The sequence below is a fragment of the Martelella sp. AD-3 genome (assembly GCF_001578105.1).
GTDB lineage: Bacteria > Pseudomonadota > Alphaproteobacteria > Rhizobiales > Rhizobiaceae > Martelella.
In genome coordinates this window covers 260,463-277,156 of the sequence record NZ_CP014276.1, presented here as the reverse complement: position 1 = coordinate 277,156, position 16,694 = coordinate 260,463, and the positions used below count along the sequence as shown (strand labels likewise).

Below are 16,694 nucleotides of genomic sequence, written 5' to 3'. Positions count from 1 at the left end.
GCGCATCGGCTTAGACGATGGTCGCCTTTTGCTCGCTCCGCCAACAAAGGCGTTTCAACCCGGCAGCGACTGAAACGGATCATGCACCGGAACGCCAAGTGGTGCGAAATGGCGGAGATTGCGGGTCAGGATCGTCAACCCGTGGGCCTTTGCAGTCGCGGCGATGGCGATATCGGCAAAGCACGGCTGATGGGCGCGGGCGGCATCGAGGATTTTGCCTGCGGCATGGGCACAGCGAAGATCAAATGGCAGGATTTTCTCGCCATAAAGATATTCGATGCTCTGCCACCACGCCTGCAAGCGCTCTGCCTTCGTCGTCGATTGTTCCCGTTCCGCCTTGGCAATCCCGGCGCGCACCTCGGCAGCCGTTACCGTGGACAAGAAAAGCGCATCGCTTGCCCTGTCAAGCCACCCGATCAGCGCCACGTCGCCTCCGCGTTTCGACGGTGCAAGTGCCGAAATGACATTGGTATCGACGAGATACATCAAAACGCGACATCGCGTCCGGGTTTATCACTGCGCTCGGCAATCGTATCGTCCTCGCCCGGATAGGCAGCCAGAAGCCGGCCAAAACTGGGCACATGCGCGAGTTTTTCGTATTCCTCGTAGGACAAGACGACCACTTCCTTGCGACCGCGCCGCGTGATCACCGACGGTGTGCCGTGCACGGCCTGATCGACAACAGCAGAAAACGTCGCCTTTGCATCTCTGAGCTGAATTTCCCTCATTATCGTAATCCTATTTCGTAACCACTGTAGTCATACATAGTTCGTCACCAGCGTTTTCACAAGCGATGCTGCCGTCAGACGGCGACGGTTTGCCTGTTCATCATCGCGGCTTCTTCAATGAGCGTGCCAAAGCGGGCGAAATCGAGAGACCGTCATCGCCGGCGCGCTCCCCTCTCCCGTCGTCATCGGGTTTTGGCGTCTGCGTGGCGTTCCCGGCCTCGATCCTTGACCTCAACAGCGCCATGACCATCGGCCAGACGGAGAACTGGCCATCTCTCGCCCGTTCCGTCAGATTGCGCAGATAGCCGCCGGGGCTGACGACGGCCTCGCCACGCTGGTAGATCGCGGCGAGCGTGATTGCGGCCTGTTTGTCGCCCATCACCTCGGCCGCCTCCCGCCAGGCGCTGGGGCTGACGCCCAGCATCGGCCGGGCGATCTCGGCGATGCCCAGGAAGTCCCGCCAGTTGCGGATGGATCCTCCCTTTGCCAGATCCCGAAAGCCTTCGCAGGCATCCAGCACCAGTGCCAGCGGCAATTCCCGCTTCGGCAGGCTGTGCAGATTGTCGGTTTCGCCGGCGCTGCCGCTCGCTTCTGTTTTCTTTCCTAAGCCATATTCAGATTCAAATTGGGATTCTGGGTTTGAATTTTGTTTGTGACGCTCAGTATGAGACTCATTGGCGTTCGTTTTTTGCGAATTTACGTGCGATTCCAATGCGTCATGCACTTCCTCATGCAAAAGCGCAAGCGCATCGCAGATATCCTCCGCCGTCGCCAGATCCGGAGAACGCGGCAGCCGGTCGATGATCGCGCGATAGACCTGGCTCATCGCCGCCCAGTCACCCGACACGCCCTCGTTGAGACCGGCCTCGATCATCTTGACGATGTCCCGGCGCAGCAATGTCAGCCGTTCGCGCGCGCATTTCAACGCCCGACGCTCCTCGGCAATCCTTTCGGCCATCGAAGCGAACTCTTCCGCCCTTGCCACCAGCGGCGACAGGTCGAAGCCATAGGCCTGTTCGACATGCCCTCCCCTGCCCTTCCTGGCGAAGCGCTTGCCGTTCGGGCTGTCGCGGCGGATGATCAAGCCACAATCGACCAGCACCGCCAGGTGCCGCCGAAGTGTCGCCGGCGAGATGCCGTTGGCACGCGCGATCAGCTGTTCGTTGGACGGCCAGACGACGAAGCCGGTTTCCTCCGACAGTTCGTTCTCGGGATAGAAGGTCAGGAGCGCATTCAGGATCGCAAGGCCGCGATCACTCGCCCCCAGCGCCTCCCGCGCCTCCCGCACGGTATGAAACACCTTCCACTTGTTAAGCCGCGCCCCTTTCGGGGCTTCCCGCGCCGCTTTCTGGCTTGAAAGCATCGCGAGCGATAGCGGCCGCCGCCCGAAGGGCGTCGTGGTTATCGCATTTTCCATGGGTTCACCTTTCAAAAAGGCAAAAGAATCCACCCCTGCAGCTCATCAAATGAACCACAGCCTCTTGACGGGACTGGCCGGAAATGCGAATCAGTAGGTGCTAAGAACTTATCGGCTTCCGGACGCTTGTCGTTTGGGGGCCTTTTCTTTTGTCTGTTTCTCTCCTTTTGCTGTTTCAGTGACTGGCCGCCGGGCGTCGCTTTCCTAGTCTTTGCGATTCGCGCCGGTGGTTGATGAAAAATATTCCTCCGCAAGCGCGTCCATGCGCTCTGCAAGCCATTCGGCGAAGCCGGCTTCCTGCCCGACGATCGAAATCGTCGTGCCGCCTCCCCCGGTCGCAATGCGGCCAACGGTCCTTCCGTTCGCGACCAATTCGCGTACGGATTTTTCAGGACGCTTGTCCTCGCCACCCCGCGCGGCCTTCACGGCAAGATCAATGCGGCGCGCGGCGTCGGCGGACTTGAATGCATTGGTTTCAAGAATTGGGCGAATGCGCGCTGCCGCTTCCTCTCCGTCTTTCAAACAGGCTTCCGCAAGCGTCATCCATTTCGGCCGGCCGACGCCCTTGGCCCGGCCGATTGCGAAAATGATATCGTTCGGGACCGCGTTGGCCACTTTCAGCATCAGCGAAATCGGCGTCTTGGAAAGGCCGAGCACAGGCTCGATCGCCACGCTCGAAAACCCGGCCGCGCGCAATTGCGCCGCCCAGAGCGCCTGTTCAATCCAGGTGAGGTTCTCGCGCACGCCGTTTTCCAGCGACTGCTCGACCAGGAGTTCGCGGTCGTCCAGCGGGCGGACGAAGGCCCGGATCGTCACCTCGGACGGCGTCTTGCTTTCAGCGGCAAGCAGGCGAATGGCGGCAAGGCGGCGGTGGCCATAGGCAAGCTGGTAGCGCCCCTCCTCTTTCGGATGGGGGCGGACCAGAACGGGCATTTTCTGCCCTTCCGCCCGGATCGAGGCGGCAAGGCTTTCGATCTCCTCGCCGACCTCGCTATCGCTTTCGAAACGATCCTGATAGGGCGATGCGTCGATCTTTGACGGATCCAGCACGATGCTACTCGATTCCGACAACGTGTTGAGCGCCTTGCCGACATTGCTGACCACGGACGAGCCTCGCCTGGACCGCGAAAGCGGCGAAACGGGCGGCGACTGCGGGTTGTTTTCCGCGTCATTGGCCTCGGCCATCATTTTCAGAATGTTCTTTTTCATGGCGCCCTGCCCCATACGTTCTGCAGAAGGGCGAGAATCTCGCCATTCACATTGTCGGCGCTTTCGATCGCGCGTTTCAGCGCCTCGCGCCCGACTTCGCCGCTTTCCAGCTCGTAGAGCGACTTCTTGGCGACGCCGGCGCCGGCGATCGCCGTCGATTCGATCGCCTCGTAAACCAGGACATCGTCCTCGAAGAGCCGACGCATCACGCCCGACATGTACTTCTGCGGGCCATCATTGGGATTGACCCGGGTCATCAGGAATTTCAGGAAATCGTGATCGAACCGGGCACCGAACTGGGCGAGCGTATCGGCGAGATCGGAAATCATGATCAGGAACTGGTTGCAGGAGGCAACGTCCAGCATCGCCGGATGAACCGTCACGATCAGGCCGGTCGCCGCGTAAAGCGCGGCCAGCGTCGCGTAGCCGAGCGAGGGCGGCGTATCGAGCACCACGAAATCATACTCGCCTTCGACCGAGGCGATCGCGTTCTTCAGTCGCTCGAAAAACAGGCCGAGTTCGTCCCGCTCGCGCTGGGCGAGATAGGCCGGCGTATCGAATTCGAAATCCATCAGTTCCAGATTGCCCGGGATGAGATCGATGCCGGGAAAATAGCTCTCGCGGATGACATCGGCGAGCGACCGGCGCTCATTGTCATAGCGCAGCGCCGCATAGACGGTTTCGTTCTCGCCGACATCGAATTCCGGCTGAAGCCCGAAGATCGAGGTCATCGATGCCTGCGGATCGAGGTCGATGCAGAGCACACGGTAACCCTGCAGCGCCAGATAATGTGACAGGTGGATCGAGGTCGTGGTCTTGGAACTGCCGCCCTTGAAATTCGCGGTGGCGACGACCTGCAGCTTTTCCCCATCCCTGCGGCGCGGCCATAGCCTCAGCGCATCGTCCGGACGGCGGTCTGCCAGAAACTGCCGGAGTTCGAGGAGCTGCCCGACCTGGTAAATGCGCCGGTTATTATCCGCACGCGAAGGCTGCGGGCCCTTGCCATCGATGGTCATTGCCCTCAAGGTGCTTTCGGGCACATTGAGCAGCTTGACGAGATCGAGGGTCGAGAAGGTGCGCGTGAACTGCTTGCGCGCTTCCGGCGGATAGATGCGGTGACGCATCGCCTGCAGTTCGGCGGAAAGCCGATCCGTATAATCCTCGATCTTTGCCGCTGTGTCGCCGATCGCGTTATATGCGGCCGTTTCGCTCATCTGACGGTTTCCTATCCGAATTCATCTTATTTGCGTCAACGCTGCATGACTCGCACCGATTCTGCAAGGGGTTTTTCGTTAATGAATGGTTAACAGGAGGAGGCAGACCTCCTGGCTCATGCACCAAAGGTCCGGCCGAGGCGGATCAAGGCCGTCGTCGGATTGAGGCGACGCCCTGCGTGAGCAAGATGGCTGGCCTTTGGGGCTAGCGGACGCGAGGCGCCATAAGTGCCTGAAACAGGCATCCCTGCGGTGACAACGGATGCGCTTAGCGAACTTGAACACAGGGAAAGTTTCCAATTGAAAACATCTGATGTAGCCGACGCCTGCCGGTTGTCCCTGTTTATGATAGAACGAAAGAGCGCCGCGTATGGCTTTAGCTCGGGCCGGCATGTTTCTCGGTCCTGTGCTTCGAGAACTTCATCCTTGCTGCACCGGACCAGCGAACGACTTGTTGCTCAGCCCGCGATCGCCTCCCCGGACTGGAATGCGCCGCCTGCGCCTCATCTGGAACCTGGCGTCGCTACACCACCGCCTTCTTGAGACGCGCCCTCACATGGAGCAACGTGACGTCTACGCGATGCGGCTTTGATGGTCGCGCCGCGCAGTCTAACCCGTGGCGCGTGAGGCTCTCGGGGATCTTGGGCCTGCGGGCAAAGCTGCGCGCTGTGGCGAAGCCGGCGAGGTGTTGCCCGGTTTCTTCGCGGTTCACATGGCAGAAGCGCTTGACTGAGGCGGCCTTGACGGCGTGGCGCTCGACCTGCCCATTGATCCGCGGATTCCCGGTCTTGGTCGTGCGCAGCCGGATATCGCCGGCGACGCGGGAATGTCAGAAGGCACGCGCATTGAAGATCTGGCCTTGGGCGCTCGCCTCTTTTTTGAGCGGGATGGCAATCCGCCGGCTGCGACATCGAAAAGGAACGAGCCGATCGGCTACAGAGGCACGAGAGCCGTCCCGGAACCGAGTATGCGGATCCGACCATGGCGTCGACGCTATAGGCAGCGCCATGGCCAGGGCCACGTGCCAGATGATGCCCCACAGACTTCGATATCAAGGGCCCTCGCGCGGACTGCCCTGTGCATTTATTGCCGCCTCAGAGGGGGGTCGATCGATGTTCGCATTTCAGAGCAAGGTCATTTTGGATCCAGACCCGCCGGAATAGAGCCATGGCGTGCGCGATAGCCCTCGGCAATGCAGGCTTCGCGACGACCAACCGTTCAATCGGCACGCACGGCTTGGAGCTGAGCGTCGGAACACGCCCTTCATCCGACCGTCGCCCGGCTGCTGCCCAGGCTTGCGAGATTCATTGCGGGGACGCTGAACGTCCATCAGAAAGACGCGGCCGGTCCCTACAGTCGCCTCGCCCCCAGGCCTTCCCTATTCGCCGTTCACGACCTTCCCGCCCTCGTCTGCCGTTGGGTTACCCTCATGCGGAGATTCTTCGGGACAAGGCGATGGCGGGCGCCGTTAAATTGACATGTCGGCAATGCAGCCACCCTCCGCTGCTCTTTTCCGTCCACGCGAGCAAACCGTCCTCGAGCTTGCTGCCTTCCTTTTTCATGGCGAGAGAGAGTTGACCCGGCGAGATACGGCAGGGATGTTTTCAATTGAAAACTCTCCGCGCCGGCATCGAGGGAGGATGTCCCGGGCAGGGGAGCATCCGAAAGCCTATATGGCATAGCCTCGACGTCATGCAGGAAACAGCGATGGATCACAGGCAACAATGATCGGTGAGAAGCATTTCCGATTTAATATGATGTGGCGCGCCTCGGTCAGGGACGATCATTGCATGCCTCCGGGCAACGGGAATAAGGGGCAGGCGGCCGATATCACAAAGCTAAAACTGAAGCTCTTTCACAGGACTGGTTTCCAACATCATCTCATCGTCGGAACTTTCAGGCAGAGTGATTATCGCCGGAGACTCACCCGCAGCCCCTTGTGCAACTCGCAGCACGCCGTGTGGATACGAAACTCATCCAGAAACCCCTTTTTTTGGAGGCCTGAAAAGTACCGATCCTCCGGTACAGGCGGGCACCGATCTTCAGGGCTCACGCCCCTTGATAAAGAGCGATTAGCGCACCCTTTCCCATGATTAGCCTTACGCCGAGAACCGCTCGCCCTCCATGATCGAGATAGTTGAAAGAGTTGCAGCTCTCCAAAACAGACTGGAAACTTCCGGATGAAAATTGCTTTTCACCGAACACCTGAAATACTTCAAATTTTAGAGGTCCAAAGTAAGACCCCCATAATGATGCAGTCTTGACGAAGGCCTCGCGCCCGAAGCGGCTTGGGTTCTCTCGATTTCCTTTACTCTTATAACGTGTTTTTATTTCGCCATGCAATCTAAAGAGGTTTTCCAGATTCCGACAGATTAGTGACTGCAGGAGAAGGCCGGGCGGGCGGCGAAGGCCGGCGAGGTGCCGCCGGCTTCAGCGCGATGGATGAGCATTCGCGATTTCTCAGCCACATGGCCCAATCAGGTTGACCGGACCGCGCTTGCCGGAGCCGCCCGGCGGTGAGGGCAGGGGGAGGTCTCCATAATCAGCGGCGCGCCCACACACAGATCGTGCGATCTCGCGCGGGCGAAACGAGTGGTTAAGGTTTTTTTCCTATCACATAGGCCGTGTGACAGCTCTCAGATTGGTCTTCATCAGCATGCCTATTTCGCGTTATCCCAGCCTGCAATCGAAACACGCAGATTTGACAAAAACGGACAACGCCGAGGCACAAGCCGACCAGACCGGCGAGGCCGCGCGACGCAATCCGGAAGCCGCCATTCTCGACCCGGAGCGCCTTCCGAGCTGGCAGCGTCCCTTCGTGCTGGGTCCGAATGTTCGCTTCACACGCACCCCGCACAAGAAACATCCCGAGCCGGCGATGCCGGCCGCCACAGAAACGGAAGAGGCGGTTTTCGGACCTCATCTCCCTTCGCCGGCGACCGTGCTTCAGGAGCGGATCGCCGAAGAACTGACTGCGGTGCGCGTCGCCCCAACCGGCGAGCAGGCCTTGAACGCGAAGGATGACCAAGGGCTGACCGAGGAGGAACCCGTCGAAACCACAGAAGCCGTGGAAGACTGGGCCCCTTCGATCCCCTGGTATCTTTCGGGCGACGCCGATATCGATACGGCCCTATCCGACGAGACCGACCATGCAAGCGCCGCCGATGATGCGGCGCCCGAAGCGTTGAGCGCGACAGCGCGCGCGCAACGCGATTGCTTCTCCTATCTCCCGGACGGGCTGGCGTTCGAGATGATGGCGCTTGGCGGTATGGAAGCACGCCCGGCGGAAGGGCGGACACAGGCGGAACCACCTGTCGAGGCGGAGCCGCGTCAAGAAAGCGCGGACGCCGAACCCGCCGACCGTAACGCCGAAGCGGCGCAGGCCGACCTGGCGAACCCGGCATGGACGGCGACCTCGGATGCCGTGGAAACCATCCTCGACGAGCAGGAAGAAAGCATCGGGGAGGGGCCATCGCCGGTCTCGCTCTACCGGCAGGTTCTCCTGTACAGCCCGACGCGGTCTGGCGAAAAGGCAGCGTCGGATGAACCGTCAATGCCGTCGGACCTCGAGGAAGACGCTCCGGACGTTTCATCCGCCGATGCGCTCGCGCATGGGCCGACGGAAAGCATCGCCGCATATGTCGAAGAGGACGATTTCGACGCCGAACCGGAACGGAAAGAGCGTGCCGGCGGTCCCCTCAATGTTCTGGCACGGCATGAAGTCACTGACTTCGTCTTCCCTTCGATCGAATTGCTGCAAACGCCGCGCGCGGACGAGGCCAACGAGTTCAGCCAGGAGGCGCTGGAGCAAAGCGCGGGCCTGCTGGAGAGCATCCTGGAGGATTTCGGCGTCAAGGGCGAGATCATCGATGTCCGTCCGGGTCCCGTGGTCACGATGTACGAATTCGAGCCCGCGCCGGGCGTCAAATCCTCGCGGGTGATCAACCTGTCGGATGACATCGCCCGATCGATGTCCGCGCTTTCGGCGCGCGTCGCGGTCATTCCCGGCCGCAATGTGATCGGCATCGAGCTTCCGAATGAAGAACGCGAGACCGTCTATCTGAGGGAGCTCTTCGAAAGCCGCCTCTACATGACAACGGATTTCCGCCTGCCGCTGTGCCTCGGCAAGAATATCGGCGGCGAACCGGTGGTCGCCGAACTCGCAAAGATGCCGCATCTTCTCGTCGCCGGAACAACGGGATCGGGAAAGTCGGTGGCGATCAACACCATGATCCTGTCGCTGCTCTACCATCTCCGTCCCGAAGAATGCCGGCTGATCATGGTCGACCCGAAAATGCTGGAACTCTCGGTCTATGACGGCATTCCGCATCTTCTGACGCCGGTGGTGACCGACCCGAAGAAGGCGGTTCTGGCGCTGAAATGGGCGGTGCGCGAGATGGAAGATCGGTACCGCAAGATGTCGCGGCTCGGCGTTCGCAATATCGACGGCTTCAACAAGCGCGTAGCGGAAGCGCGCGCGTCGGGTGAGACCATCATGGTATCGGTGCCCACCGGCTTCGACCGCACCACCGGCGATCAGATCTTCGAGGACCAGGAACTCGATCTTTCGGCGCTGCCCTACATCGTCGTCATCGTCGACGAGATGGCGGACCTGATGATGGTCGCCGGCAAGGAGATCGAGGGCACGATCCAGCGTCTGGCGCAGATGGCGCGCGCGGCCGGCATTCACCTGATCATGGCAACGCAGCGTCCTTCGGTCGACGTCATCACCGGCACGATCAAGGCCAATTTCCCGACCCGCATTTCCTTCCAGGTCACGTCCAAGATCGACAGCCGCACGATTCTCGGCGAGCAGGGCGCGGAATACCTGCTGGGGCAGGGGGACATGCTGCACATGAAGGGCGGCGGGCGGATTGCCCGCGTTCACGGCCCCTTCGTCTCCGACTACGAGGTCGAAAAGGTCGTCGACCACCTGAAGACGCAAGGGTCTCCCACCTATCTCGGCAGCGTTGTCGTCGACGAGGAGGAGGAAGAGAGCGAAGAAGATGGCGCCGTTTTCGATGCGACCGAAATGGCGACCGACGGCGACGATGCCGACGAACTTTTCGCCAAGGCCGTCAAGATTGTCCAGCGCGACAAGAAGTGTTCGACATCCTATATCCAGCGTCGCCTGTCGATCGGCTACAACCGTGCCGCCTCGCTGGTCGAGCGCATGGAGCGGGAAGGGCTTGTCGGCCCCGCCAACCATGTCGGCAAGCGTGAGATCCTCGATGGCGGTACAGCCGGCTGATCTGGCTTCCGGGTCGATCGAAAGAGACTTTGCGGTATCGCTCGCCATCAGAAAAATCCCGATCGGGAAGATATAGCCTTTTTGTGCCGCGGCTTCCCTCTCGGTAAGTTTGTCTTTGATGTTCATGAAACTTCCTGTACGGTAAGCCGAGGCGGCAGGAAGCCGTACCGGAAAGTTTGGCGACGCGCCGCTTCCTCCTTCCACGCATGCTCGCCGATCACGATTGAGGCGAGCCGGCTTTATACAGCAGCGGGAGATGACATGATCAGGTCGGCACGGGATTTCGGCACGCTCGTCAGGGCTAGACGGAAAGCATGCGGCTGGACGCAAACCGAGCTTGCGCGTCGCGCCGGCACTGGCGAGCGGTTCATCGTGGAACTGGAGGCCGGCAAGCCGAACTGCCAGCTCGAAAAGGCGCTGATCGTCGCCCGCACGGTCGGCCTTGAGCTGGGCGACTTGAAGGACCGCTCTCAGCCGGGGGAAGAAACGGAACTCGGCTTCCTGCCGACCTTCGGTGACCGGCGATGACGTTATTTTTCTACGAACATCTGCCGGTAGGACGGCTGATCACGGAAAACGGATGGCGTTTTGAATATGACCCGTCCTGGGAAAGCCTCCGGGCAGCCTTCCCGATCTCGCTGACCATGCCGCTCGGATCCGGCGCGATAAGCCATGAACGGCTGCTTCCGTGGCTTGCGAACCTGCTTCCCGAGACCCACCTTGCCGAAATCGGCCTGCAGCTCAAGGTGTCGCCGCAGGACATTCTCGGCCTGCTTACCCATATCGGGCGCGACACCGCCGGCGCCCTGTCGATCGGCCGGCCGAGGAAAACCGGGATTCACCTGCATCCCGTTCCCGATGATGCCGCTCTGGAACGCATCCTGAATGAGCTTCCCACAAGACCGTTCCTCGCGGGCGAACGCGGCGTTTCCATGTCCCTTGCGGGCGTGCAGGAGAAACTTCCGGTTTTCGTCGATGATGCCGGCGGCATCGCTATACCGGTCGACGGGACGCCATCCACGCATATCCTCAAGCCGGACACGAAGCGCTTGTGGGGAAGCGTCGAAAACGAGGCTTTCTGCCTCAGCCTTGCCCGCGCCTGCGGACTGGAGGCAGCGGAAGCGTCGACGGGCAAGGCAGGCAGCCGGCGCTATCTGCTCGTCAGGCGCTACGACCGCTTCACGGACGGGGAGGGGAATATCCGCAGATTGCATCAGGAGGACCTGTGCCAGTTGACCGGTCGCTTGCCCGCGCAGAAATATCAGCGCTCCGCCGCAGCCGGCGGCGGCCTCTCGCTGCAGATGCTGTTCGGCGCGGTCGAAGAGTTCGTCTCGCCGGCCGAGCGTACGGCGCTCCTCGATGCCGTCATATTCAACGTCTTGATCTGCAACTCGGATTCGCACGCCAAGAACTATTCGATTCTGATCGGCGCCGGCGGATCGGCGAAACTCGCGCCCCTCTACGATCTGATGTGCGCCGCGATCTATCCCCAGGTGGACCAGAGCCTTCCACAGAGTATCGCAGGAAAGTTCACGGCGGCAGAGCTGCATGCCGAAGACTGGAAGACCCTGGCCGCCGAAATCGGCCTTGCAGGCGCGTCCACCCTCCGCCGGGTCGAGGCGTTATCCGTGCTGGTTCAGGACGCTTGCGATGGTGTCGCGGCAACATTGCAGGAAACGTCCGACGCGCCGGGCGCTCTGGACCGGGTCGTTCACGCGATCAAGAAGCGCGCCCGCCGCATTCAGCGGCAGCTTCGGCAATAGAGCGGTTCCGGGAAAGGTGGATACGGGTTCTCCGGGCGGAAATCGGCAGCCTGCCCTGCCTCACCGCGTCGACGAGGCGCGGGCGGCAAAGCCGGGACAACACGTCCGTCGAACGGACAGAGCGCATTTGGACCTGTCTTTCCCGCGCGCAAAGAGCGATTGTTGCCGCGTCCCAGCCTCAGCGCCATCAAACGGAGCCGTTCGCCATGACCGAGAAAACGACCCTGCCGCCGCTTGAGGACCGTGACTGGCCGGCGGTGATCGCCGACATGAAGGACGGTTTTGCCGGCACGCTGAACGTCTATCGCACCATGGCGCATCATCCGGACCTGCTCGGCGCCTGGGCGCCGCTTCGCCGACATGTGGTGCAGGAAAGCGCGCTCGGACCGGAACGCTCGGAGGTGGTGATCCTCCGCGTCGCCTTCCGCCTCGGCGCAGCCTATGAGTGGAACCACCATGTTGATCGGGCAACAAAGCTCGGCTTTTCAGCACAACGCATCGCGGCCCTTCGCGCCGTGCCGGAAGGCGAGGACGGGCTGCTCGCCCGCGCCGTCGATATGCTGATTGACGCGCATCGTCTTTCGCCCGCGGTCGAGACAGCGCTTGTCGAAGCGTTCGGGCGGCCCGCCGTGTTCGACCTGATGGCAACGGTCGGCTTTTACTCCGTGCTCGGCTATATCGTGATGACCTATGACACCCCGCTCGATTCCGGCATCGCCGATGTGTTTGCCGGGACGGGAGAATAACCGGTCAGTCCGGCGCGCCATTGAGGGCCGCGGCGATCCGCGCCGCGATTTCGGCAAGCGGCGACGCGCCTGTCTCAAGCGCCTTCTCCGTCGTCATCGCCGAACGGATCCAGATCATCGAGACGCAGCCAGTAATACCTTCGCCAGTCAGGATGGGCACGGCGAGCGAGGCGGTTTGCGGCCGGAACTCGCCGCCGTCGCGGATGGCGATGCCGCGCGCCCGCGTTTCCGCCAGCATGCGATCGAGAAACACCGGCGCAAGAAAAGGCTGGTCCGCCGGATCGCCGAGGCGGGTCAGATGTTCGAGGATATGGCGACGCTCCTCGTCCGGGCAGAAGGCGAGATAGGCCCGGCCGGCGGAGGTGCGCAGCATCGGCATGCGATAGCCGGTCATGGCGCGGTCGATGGAAAGCGGCGAGCGGTTATGCGTCGTTTCCTGGATCACCATGGAAAAATGGTCATGAACCGAGAGATCGAGCGGCCAGACAAGCCGCGCGGCGTATTCGGCGAAGACCGGACCGGAGACCTGGCAGAGCTCCGAGGTCGCGGCATAGCCATCGCCAAGGCTCGCGGCAAGCCGCGTCACCCTGACAAGGCTCGAACTCGGCGACAACGCCACATAGCCGGCCTCCTCCAGCGTTTCGAGCAGGCGGTAGACTGTCGGACGCGGAATGTCGAGCGCGCGGGCGATCTCGCCCACCCGCGCGGCGCCCCTGGCATTGATAAAGCGCAGAATCGCCAGTCCGCGCGTCAGTGCGCGCACGCCTTCATTCCTGCGCGGCCGTTTCGGCATCGGGTCATCCATTGTGAAGATATGGCATGCGGGCAATGGGTGTTGAAGTGGTTTCTGCCCTGCCACTTGGTTCAGAAGACGATTTGTTCCACGGCGCTGGCCGCCCACAATCTCCCCCCTTGAGGGGGAGATCGTTTGGTGCCGATCGACCTCCTTGCCCCTTCAACCGGCCGCCGCAGCGCCTCAGACTTCGTCGCGCACCGGATTGGTGAGCGTGCCGATGCCGGAGATCTCGACCTCGCAGACATCGCCGTCGCGCATGAAGAGCGGCGGCGTACGCCGCGCGCCGACGCCGCCCGGCGTGCCGGAGACGATGACGTCACCGGGCAGGAGCGGGAGGATGGTCGAGCAATAGGCGATCAGCTTCGGGATCGACGTAATCAGCAGCGAAACATCCGTGTCCTGAACGACCTGGCCGTTGAGCCGGGTCTGGAGGTGGAGTTTCGTCGGGTCCGGAATTTCGTCGGCGGTTACCATGAAGGGACCGAAGCCGCCGGTTCCGGCGAAGGTCTTGCCCGGCATGAACTGATGCGTGTGCTTCTGCCAGTCGCGCACCGAGCCGTCATTGTAGCAGGCATAGCCGGCGACGTGGGAAAGCGCATCGGCCTCCGGGATCCGACGCCCCTCCTTTCCGATGATCACCGCGAGTTCGCCCTCATAGTCGAACTCGACGCTCTCCTTCGGGCGGATCAGCGGCTGGCCATGGCCGATCTGGCTGCCGGCATAGCGGGCGAAAAGCACGGGATTGACGGTTTCCTGCCGTCCGGTCTCCTCAACATGGGCATGATAATTGAGGCCGACGCAGATGATCTTGTCGGGATCGGGAATGACCGGCAGGTGTTCGACCGCGTCGAAGGCGAAGTCGGCCGGCCCCTCAAGAAAGGCTTCGGCGCGGGTCGGATCGCCGGCGGCAAGAAAGGCGCGCAGCGATTTTTCCGACAGGCGGCGGGCGAGATCGACGATCCCCTTGTCGGTGACGAGACCGTAGCTTGCGTTTCCGTTGATCAGATAAGAGCAGAGTTTCATGGGTCAGACCATTTCCGGGTGAGGCGTTTCAGAGGGGTTGGGAAGGACCAGCGCCAATAGCGCTTCAAGTTCGGCCCGGCTGTCGGCCGCGCCGAGCGTGTGGCGATCGGGGCGGATGACGGCGGCGCGGGCGCCGAGGCGGGCGAGGTGTTCGCCCGCATCCGGCGATGTTTTCGTGGTGACGAGACAGACGCTTTCGGGAAGGGCGAGCCCTTCGACGAGGTCGGCCTCCGCGACGACGACGAAGCGGTGGCGCATCGCCTCATCCATCAGCCGCCCGTCGGCAAGGCGCGGCTGGCCGAAGAGGCGGCCGGCCTTCTCGCCGCGCCCAAGGCCGGGGCCGAGCGGCGGGGCGATGCTCTCCATCCGCGCGGAACCGTCGGCAGCGGGAAGGGCGGCCTCCAGCGCCTCTTTCGTGCCGCAGGTATTGATCAACCCGCCGAGACGCACCGCGGTCTTGATATATTCGCGGGCATTCGGCTTGCGCTCGCTCTCATAGCTGTCGAGCAGCCGTTCGGCCGCCGCTCCGCCAACCTTGCCCTGACAGACCAGCGCCAGTTTCCAGTAGAGATTGGCGACGTCGCGGGTTCCCGCGCACATGCCCTGTCCCATGAAGGGCGGCGTCTGGTGGCAGGCATCGCCGGCGAGAAAAAGCCGGCCCTTGCGCCAGTCCTCGGCCACCAAGGAATGGAAGACATAGACGGCAGCGCGTTCGAGTTCGGCCTCCTCCGGCTTCAGCCATGGCGCGAGGATCTCCCAGACCTTTTCCGGCCGGGTGATGGCGACGCTGTCCTCTCCGTCAAGCACGGTCAGCTCCCAGCGCCGCCTGAGGCCGGGTCCGCGCACATAGGTTGCCGGGCGCTCGGGCACGCAATACTGGATCGAATGATCGCCGAGTTCGGGCTTGTCGCGGTTGAGGATCACGTCGACCACCAGCCAGCGCTCGTGAAAACCGTAATCCTCCATGCCGGTCTCGATATAACGGCGCACGATCGAGCGGGCGCCGTCGCAGCCGACGACATAACCGGCCGTCACGTGCTCCACCTTGCCGCGGCTCATGTCCTCGAATCTCATTTCGACATGGCCGCCGCGATCTTCGATGTAAAAGACATCGGCGCGGGTGCGCACGGTCACGTTCTGATATCCGGAAAGGCGATCGCGCAGCAGCTTTTCGAGGTCCGGCTGATGAAAGCGGTAATTCGCCCGCCAGCCCTGCGGCCCAATGCCCTGCGGGCGCGGCCAGTCGAGCAGCAGTTTGCCGTTGCCATCGACAAAGCGCATGCCGGGATGCATTGCCGTCAACGGCTCGATCGCCTCGGCGATGCCGATCCACTGGAAGACGCGCATCACCTCGGCGTCGAAATGCACCGCGCGCGGCAGGTGATAGGCCGCCGTCTCGCGCTCCAGCACCAGGACCTTCAGCCCGCACTGGGCGAGAAGATGAGCGAGCGTCGCGCCCGCCGGGCCGTAGCCGACAATGGCGACGTCAAAATGGGTGGCGTCGGAATAGTCCATATTCAGCCCTTTCGTTTGGCAAGTTCACCGAAAAGCCAGGGGCAATCGGCCACCGGCGGCGCGCGCCGGCCCCTGGCAGCCGCGTCGAGCCGCATGTCGCGCAGCCGTTTGCGGCCGCCCTCTTCGGTCAGGTAAAGCCGCTCATGTCCCCAGAAGCTCGGCCCGTCATGGGTCTCGTGCGGCTCCCAGGTTTTCGGGTCGATCAGCCGCCCGCCCCAGCCGTTCTCGACGAAGAAGCCCGACGGCGAGTTGGCGTAGAAGGAGGTCATGTAGTCATTGGTGTGGCGGCCAAGCGTGTAGGCGAGCCGACCTTCCTCGAGCCCGGCAAGGTCGTAACCCTGACCGACATCGTCGAGATTCTGGAACTCGACCATAAAATGATGGAAGCCGAGCCTTCCGGAACCGACCATGGCGAAGGAGTGGTGGCGCTCGTTCAGGTGGAAGAAATAGAGGCCATAGGGTTCAAGCCCGTAATCGGAGACGTGGAAATCGAGAAGGTCGCGGTAAAACGGCATCATCACCGCGATGTCCTTCACATGCAGCACCGCATGGCCCATGCCGAGCGGCCCGGTCATGAACCCGTCGATCGGGCGGCCGGGCACGAAGGGGTCGCTTGCGATCATCGGCGCGTGAAACAGTTCGACGCGATTGCCGCCCGGATCGGCAAAGTGGATGAGATCGCCGACGAAGCGGCGGTCGGCGAGTTCGCGAGACCCCCGCGCCACCTTCACGCCGGCTCGGTCGAGCCTTGCGGCATAGGCGTCGAGGTCGTCGCGGTCTTCGACTTCAAAGCCGAGGAAGGCGAGCGTTTCGCCAGGCTCGTCGGAAACGAGGAGGCGCTGCACCCGATCATCCATGCGGAAGGCCATCGCCTTGCCGCCGCGATCGATCTTCTGCATGCCGAGCAGTTTTCCGGCGAAGTCGGACCACTCGTCGAGTCGGTCGGAGCGCACGCCGAGATAGCCCAGCGCATTGATTGCCATGGTCTTTCTCCCTCAGAAATTGAATATTGAGGCCCGAGCATAGCCGCAG

General features: G+C 62.1%; 13 protein-coding genes. 4 read left to right on the top strand and 9 right to left on the bottom strand.

The genetic code is table 11. The annotated features are described in order from the left end of the window. Window positions 1-54: 54 nt before the first annotated feature. From AZF01_RS22320 to repA, 5 genes are all read right to left on the bottom strand, one after another. Complete coding sequence (locus AZF01_RS22320; RefSeq protein ID WP_061449928.1) at window positions 55-486, bottom strand: type II toxin-antitoxin system VapC family toxin; 432 nt, start codon at window positions 484-486, stop codon at window positions 55-57. Continuing rightward, window positions 486-728 carry a type II toxin-antitoxin system Phd/YefM family antitoxin gene (locus tag AZF01_RS22315; protein ID WP_061449927.1) on the bottom strand — a complete coding sequence of 81 codons (243 nt, stop codon included), beginning with the start codon at window positions 726-728 and terminating at the stop codon, window positions 486-488. Before AZF01_RS22315 ends, AZF01_RS22320 begins: the two co-directional genes overlap by 1 nt. 100 nt (window positions 729-828) lie before the next feature. Continuing rightward, window positions 829-2,145, bottom strand: coding sequence for a plasmid replication protein RepC (gene repC, locus AZF01_RS22310; RefSeq protein WP_061449926.1), 1,317 nt, complete (start codon window positions 2,143-2,145; stop codon window positions 829-831). A 204-nt stretch (window positions 2,146-2,349) separates the two neighbouring features. Further along, entirely contained in the window at window positions 2,350-3,354 is a 1,005-nt protein-coding gene (gene repB, locus AZF01_RS22305; RefSeq protein WP_061449942.1) for a plasmid partitioning protein RepB, read from the bottom strand. Next, complete coding sequence (gene repA, locus AZF01_RS22300) at window positions 3,351-4,568, bottom strand: plasmid partitioning protein RepA (RefSeq protein WP_061449925.1); 1,218 nt, start codon at window positions 4,566-4,568, stop codon at window positions 3,351-3,353. The genes repB and repA overlap by 4 nt, the downstream gene beginning before the upstream one ends. 2,656 nt (window positions 4,569-7,224) lie before the next feature. On the opposite strand from repA, the gene AZF01_RS22295 reads away from it, so the two are divergent. From AZF01_RS22295 to AZF01_RS22280, 4 genes are all read left to right on the top strand, one after another. Then, window positions 7,225-9,819 (top strand): DNA translocase FtsK, encoded by a 2,595-nt coding sequence (locus AZF01_RS22295; protein WP_082781133.1) that lies wholly within the window; start codon window positions 7,225-7,227, stop codon window positions 9,817-9,819. Between the two features lie 261 nt (window positions 9,820-10,080). After that, entirely contained in the window at window positions 10,081-10,347 is a 267-nt protein-coding gene (locus AZF01_RS22290; RefSeq protein ID WP_024706914.1) for a helix-turn-helix transcriptional regulator, read from the top strand. Further along, window positions 10,344-11,582 carry a type II toxin-antitoxin system HipA family toxin gene (locus tag AZF01_RS22285; RefSeq protein WP_024706913.1) on the top strand — a complete coding sequence of 413 codons (1,239 nt, stop codon included), beginning with the start codon at window positions 10,344-10,346 and terminating at the stop codon, window positions 11,580-11,582. Before AZF01_RS22290 ends, AZF01_RS22285 begins: the two co-directional genes overlap by 4 nt. A gap of 206 nt (window positions 11,583-11,788) precedes the next feature. Continuing rightward, complete coding sequence (locus tag AZF01_RS22280; RefSeq protein WP_024706912.1) at window positions 11,789-12,328, top strand: carboxymuconolactone decarboxylase family protein; 540 nt, start codon at window positions 11,789-11,791, stop codon at window positions 12,326-12,328. Window positions 12,329-12,332: 4 nt separating this feature from the next. Here the strand turns inward: AZF01_RS22280 and AZF01_RS22275 are convergent, their stop codons facing one another. The 4 genes from AZF01_RS22275 to AZF01_RS22260 form a co-directional block, all read right to left on the bottom strand. Next, window positions 12,333-13,133 (bottom strand): DNA-binding transcriptional regulator, encoded by an 801-nt coding sequence (locus AZF01_RS22275; RefSeq protein WP_024706911.1) that lies wholly within the window; start codon window positions 13,131-13,133, stop codon window positions 12,333-12,335. A 171-nt stretch (window positions 13,134-13,304) separates the two neighbouring features. Continuing rightward, window positions 13,305-14,147, bottom strand: a complete 843-nt coding sequence (locus AZF01_RS22270) for a fumarylacetoacetate hydrolase family protein (protein ID WP_024706910.1) — start codon at window positions 14,145-14,147, stop codon at window positions 13,305-13,307. A gap of 3 nt (window positions 14,148-14,150) precedes the next feature. Beyond that, the gene (locus AZF01_RS22265) at window positions 14,151-15,662 is read right to left on the bottom strand and encodes a bifunctional 3-(3-hydroxy-phenyl)propionate/3-hydroxycinnamic acid hydroxylase (protein ID WP_061449923.1); all 1,512 of its coding nucleotides are present in this window, start codon (window positions 15,660-15,662) and stop codon (window positions 14,151-14,153) included. 2 nt (window positions 15,663-15,664) lie between these two features. Then, window positions 15,665-16,645 carry a VOC family protein gene (locus AZF01_RS22260; RefSeq protein ID WP_024707529.1) on the bottom strand — a complete coding sequence of 327 codons (981 nt, stop codon included), beginning with the start codon at window positions 16,643-16,645 and terminating at the stop codon, window positions 15,665-15,667. Between the last annotated feature and the right edge of the window lie 49 nt (window positions 16,646-16,694).

Bases quoted from the DNA above. Each gene is read 5' to 3' on its own strand.
- AZF01_RS22315 (WP_061449927.1), bottom strand. From the start codon at position 728: ATGAGGGAAATTCAGCTCAGAGATGCAAAGGCGACGTTTTCTGCTGTT.
- AZF01_RS22290 (WP_024706914.1), top strand. From the start codon at position 10,081: ATGATCAGGTCGGCACGGGATTTCGGCACGCTCGTCAGGGCTAGACGG.
- AZF01_RS22295 (WP_082781133.1), top strand. From the start codon at position 7,225: ATGCCTATTTCGCGTTATCCCAGCCTGCAATCGAAACACGCAGATTTG.
- AZF01_RS22285 (WP_024706913.1), top strand. From the start codon at position 10,344: ATGACGTTATTTTTCTACGAACATCTGCCGGTAGGACGGCTGATCACG.
- repA (WP_061449925.1), bottom strand. From the start codon at position 4,568: ATGAGCGAAACGGCCGCATATAACGCGATCGGCGACACAGCGGCAAAG.
- AZF01_RS22270 (WP_024706910.1), bottom strand. From the start codon at position 14,147: ATGAAACTCTGCTCTTATCTGATCAACGGAAACGCAAGCTACGGTCTC.
- repC (WP_061449926.1), bottom strand. From the start codon at position 2,145: ATGGAAAATGCGATAACCACGACGCCCTTCGGGCGGCGGCCGCTATCG.
- AZF01_RS22280 (WP_024706912.1), top strand. From the start codon at position 11,789: ATGACCGAGAAAACGACCCTGCCGCCGCTTGAGGACCGTGACTGGCCG.
- AZF01_RS22275 (WP_024706911.1), bottom strand. From the start codon at position 13,133: ATGGATGACCCGATGCCGAAACGGCCGCGCAGGAATGAAGGCGTGCGC.
- AZF01_RS22320 (WP_061449928.1), bottom strand. From the start codon at position 486: ATGTATCTCGTCGATACCAATGTCATTTCGGCACTTGCACCGTCGAAA.
- repB (WP_061449942.1), bottom strand. From the start codon at position 3,354: ATGAAAAAGAACATTCTGAAAATGATGGCCGAGGCCAATGACGCGGAA.
- AZF01_RS22260 (WP_024707529.1), bottom strand. From the start codon at position 16,645: ATGGCAATCAATGCGCTGGGCTATCTCGGCGTGCGCTCCGACCGACTC.
- AZF01_RS22265 (WP_061449923.1), bottom strand. From the start codon at position 15,662: ATGGACTATTCCGACGCCACCCATTTTGACGTCGCCATTGTCGGCTAC.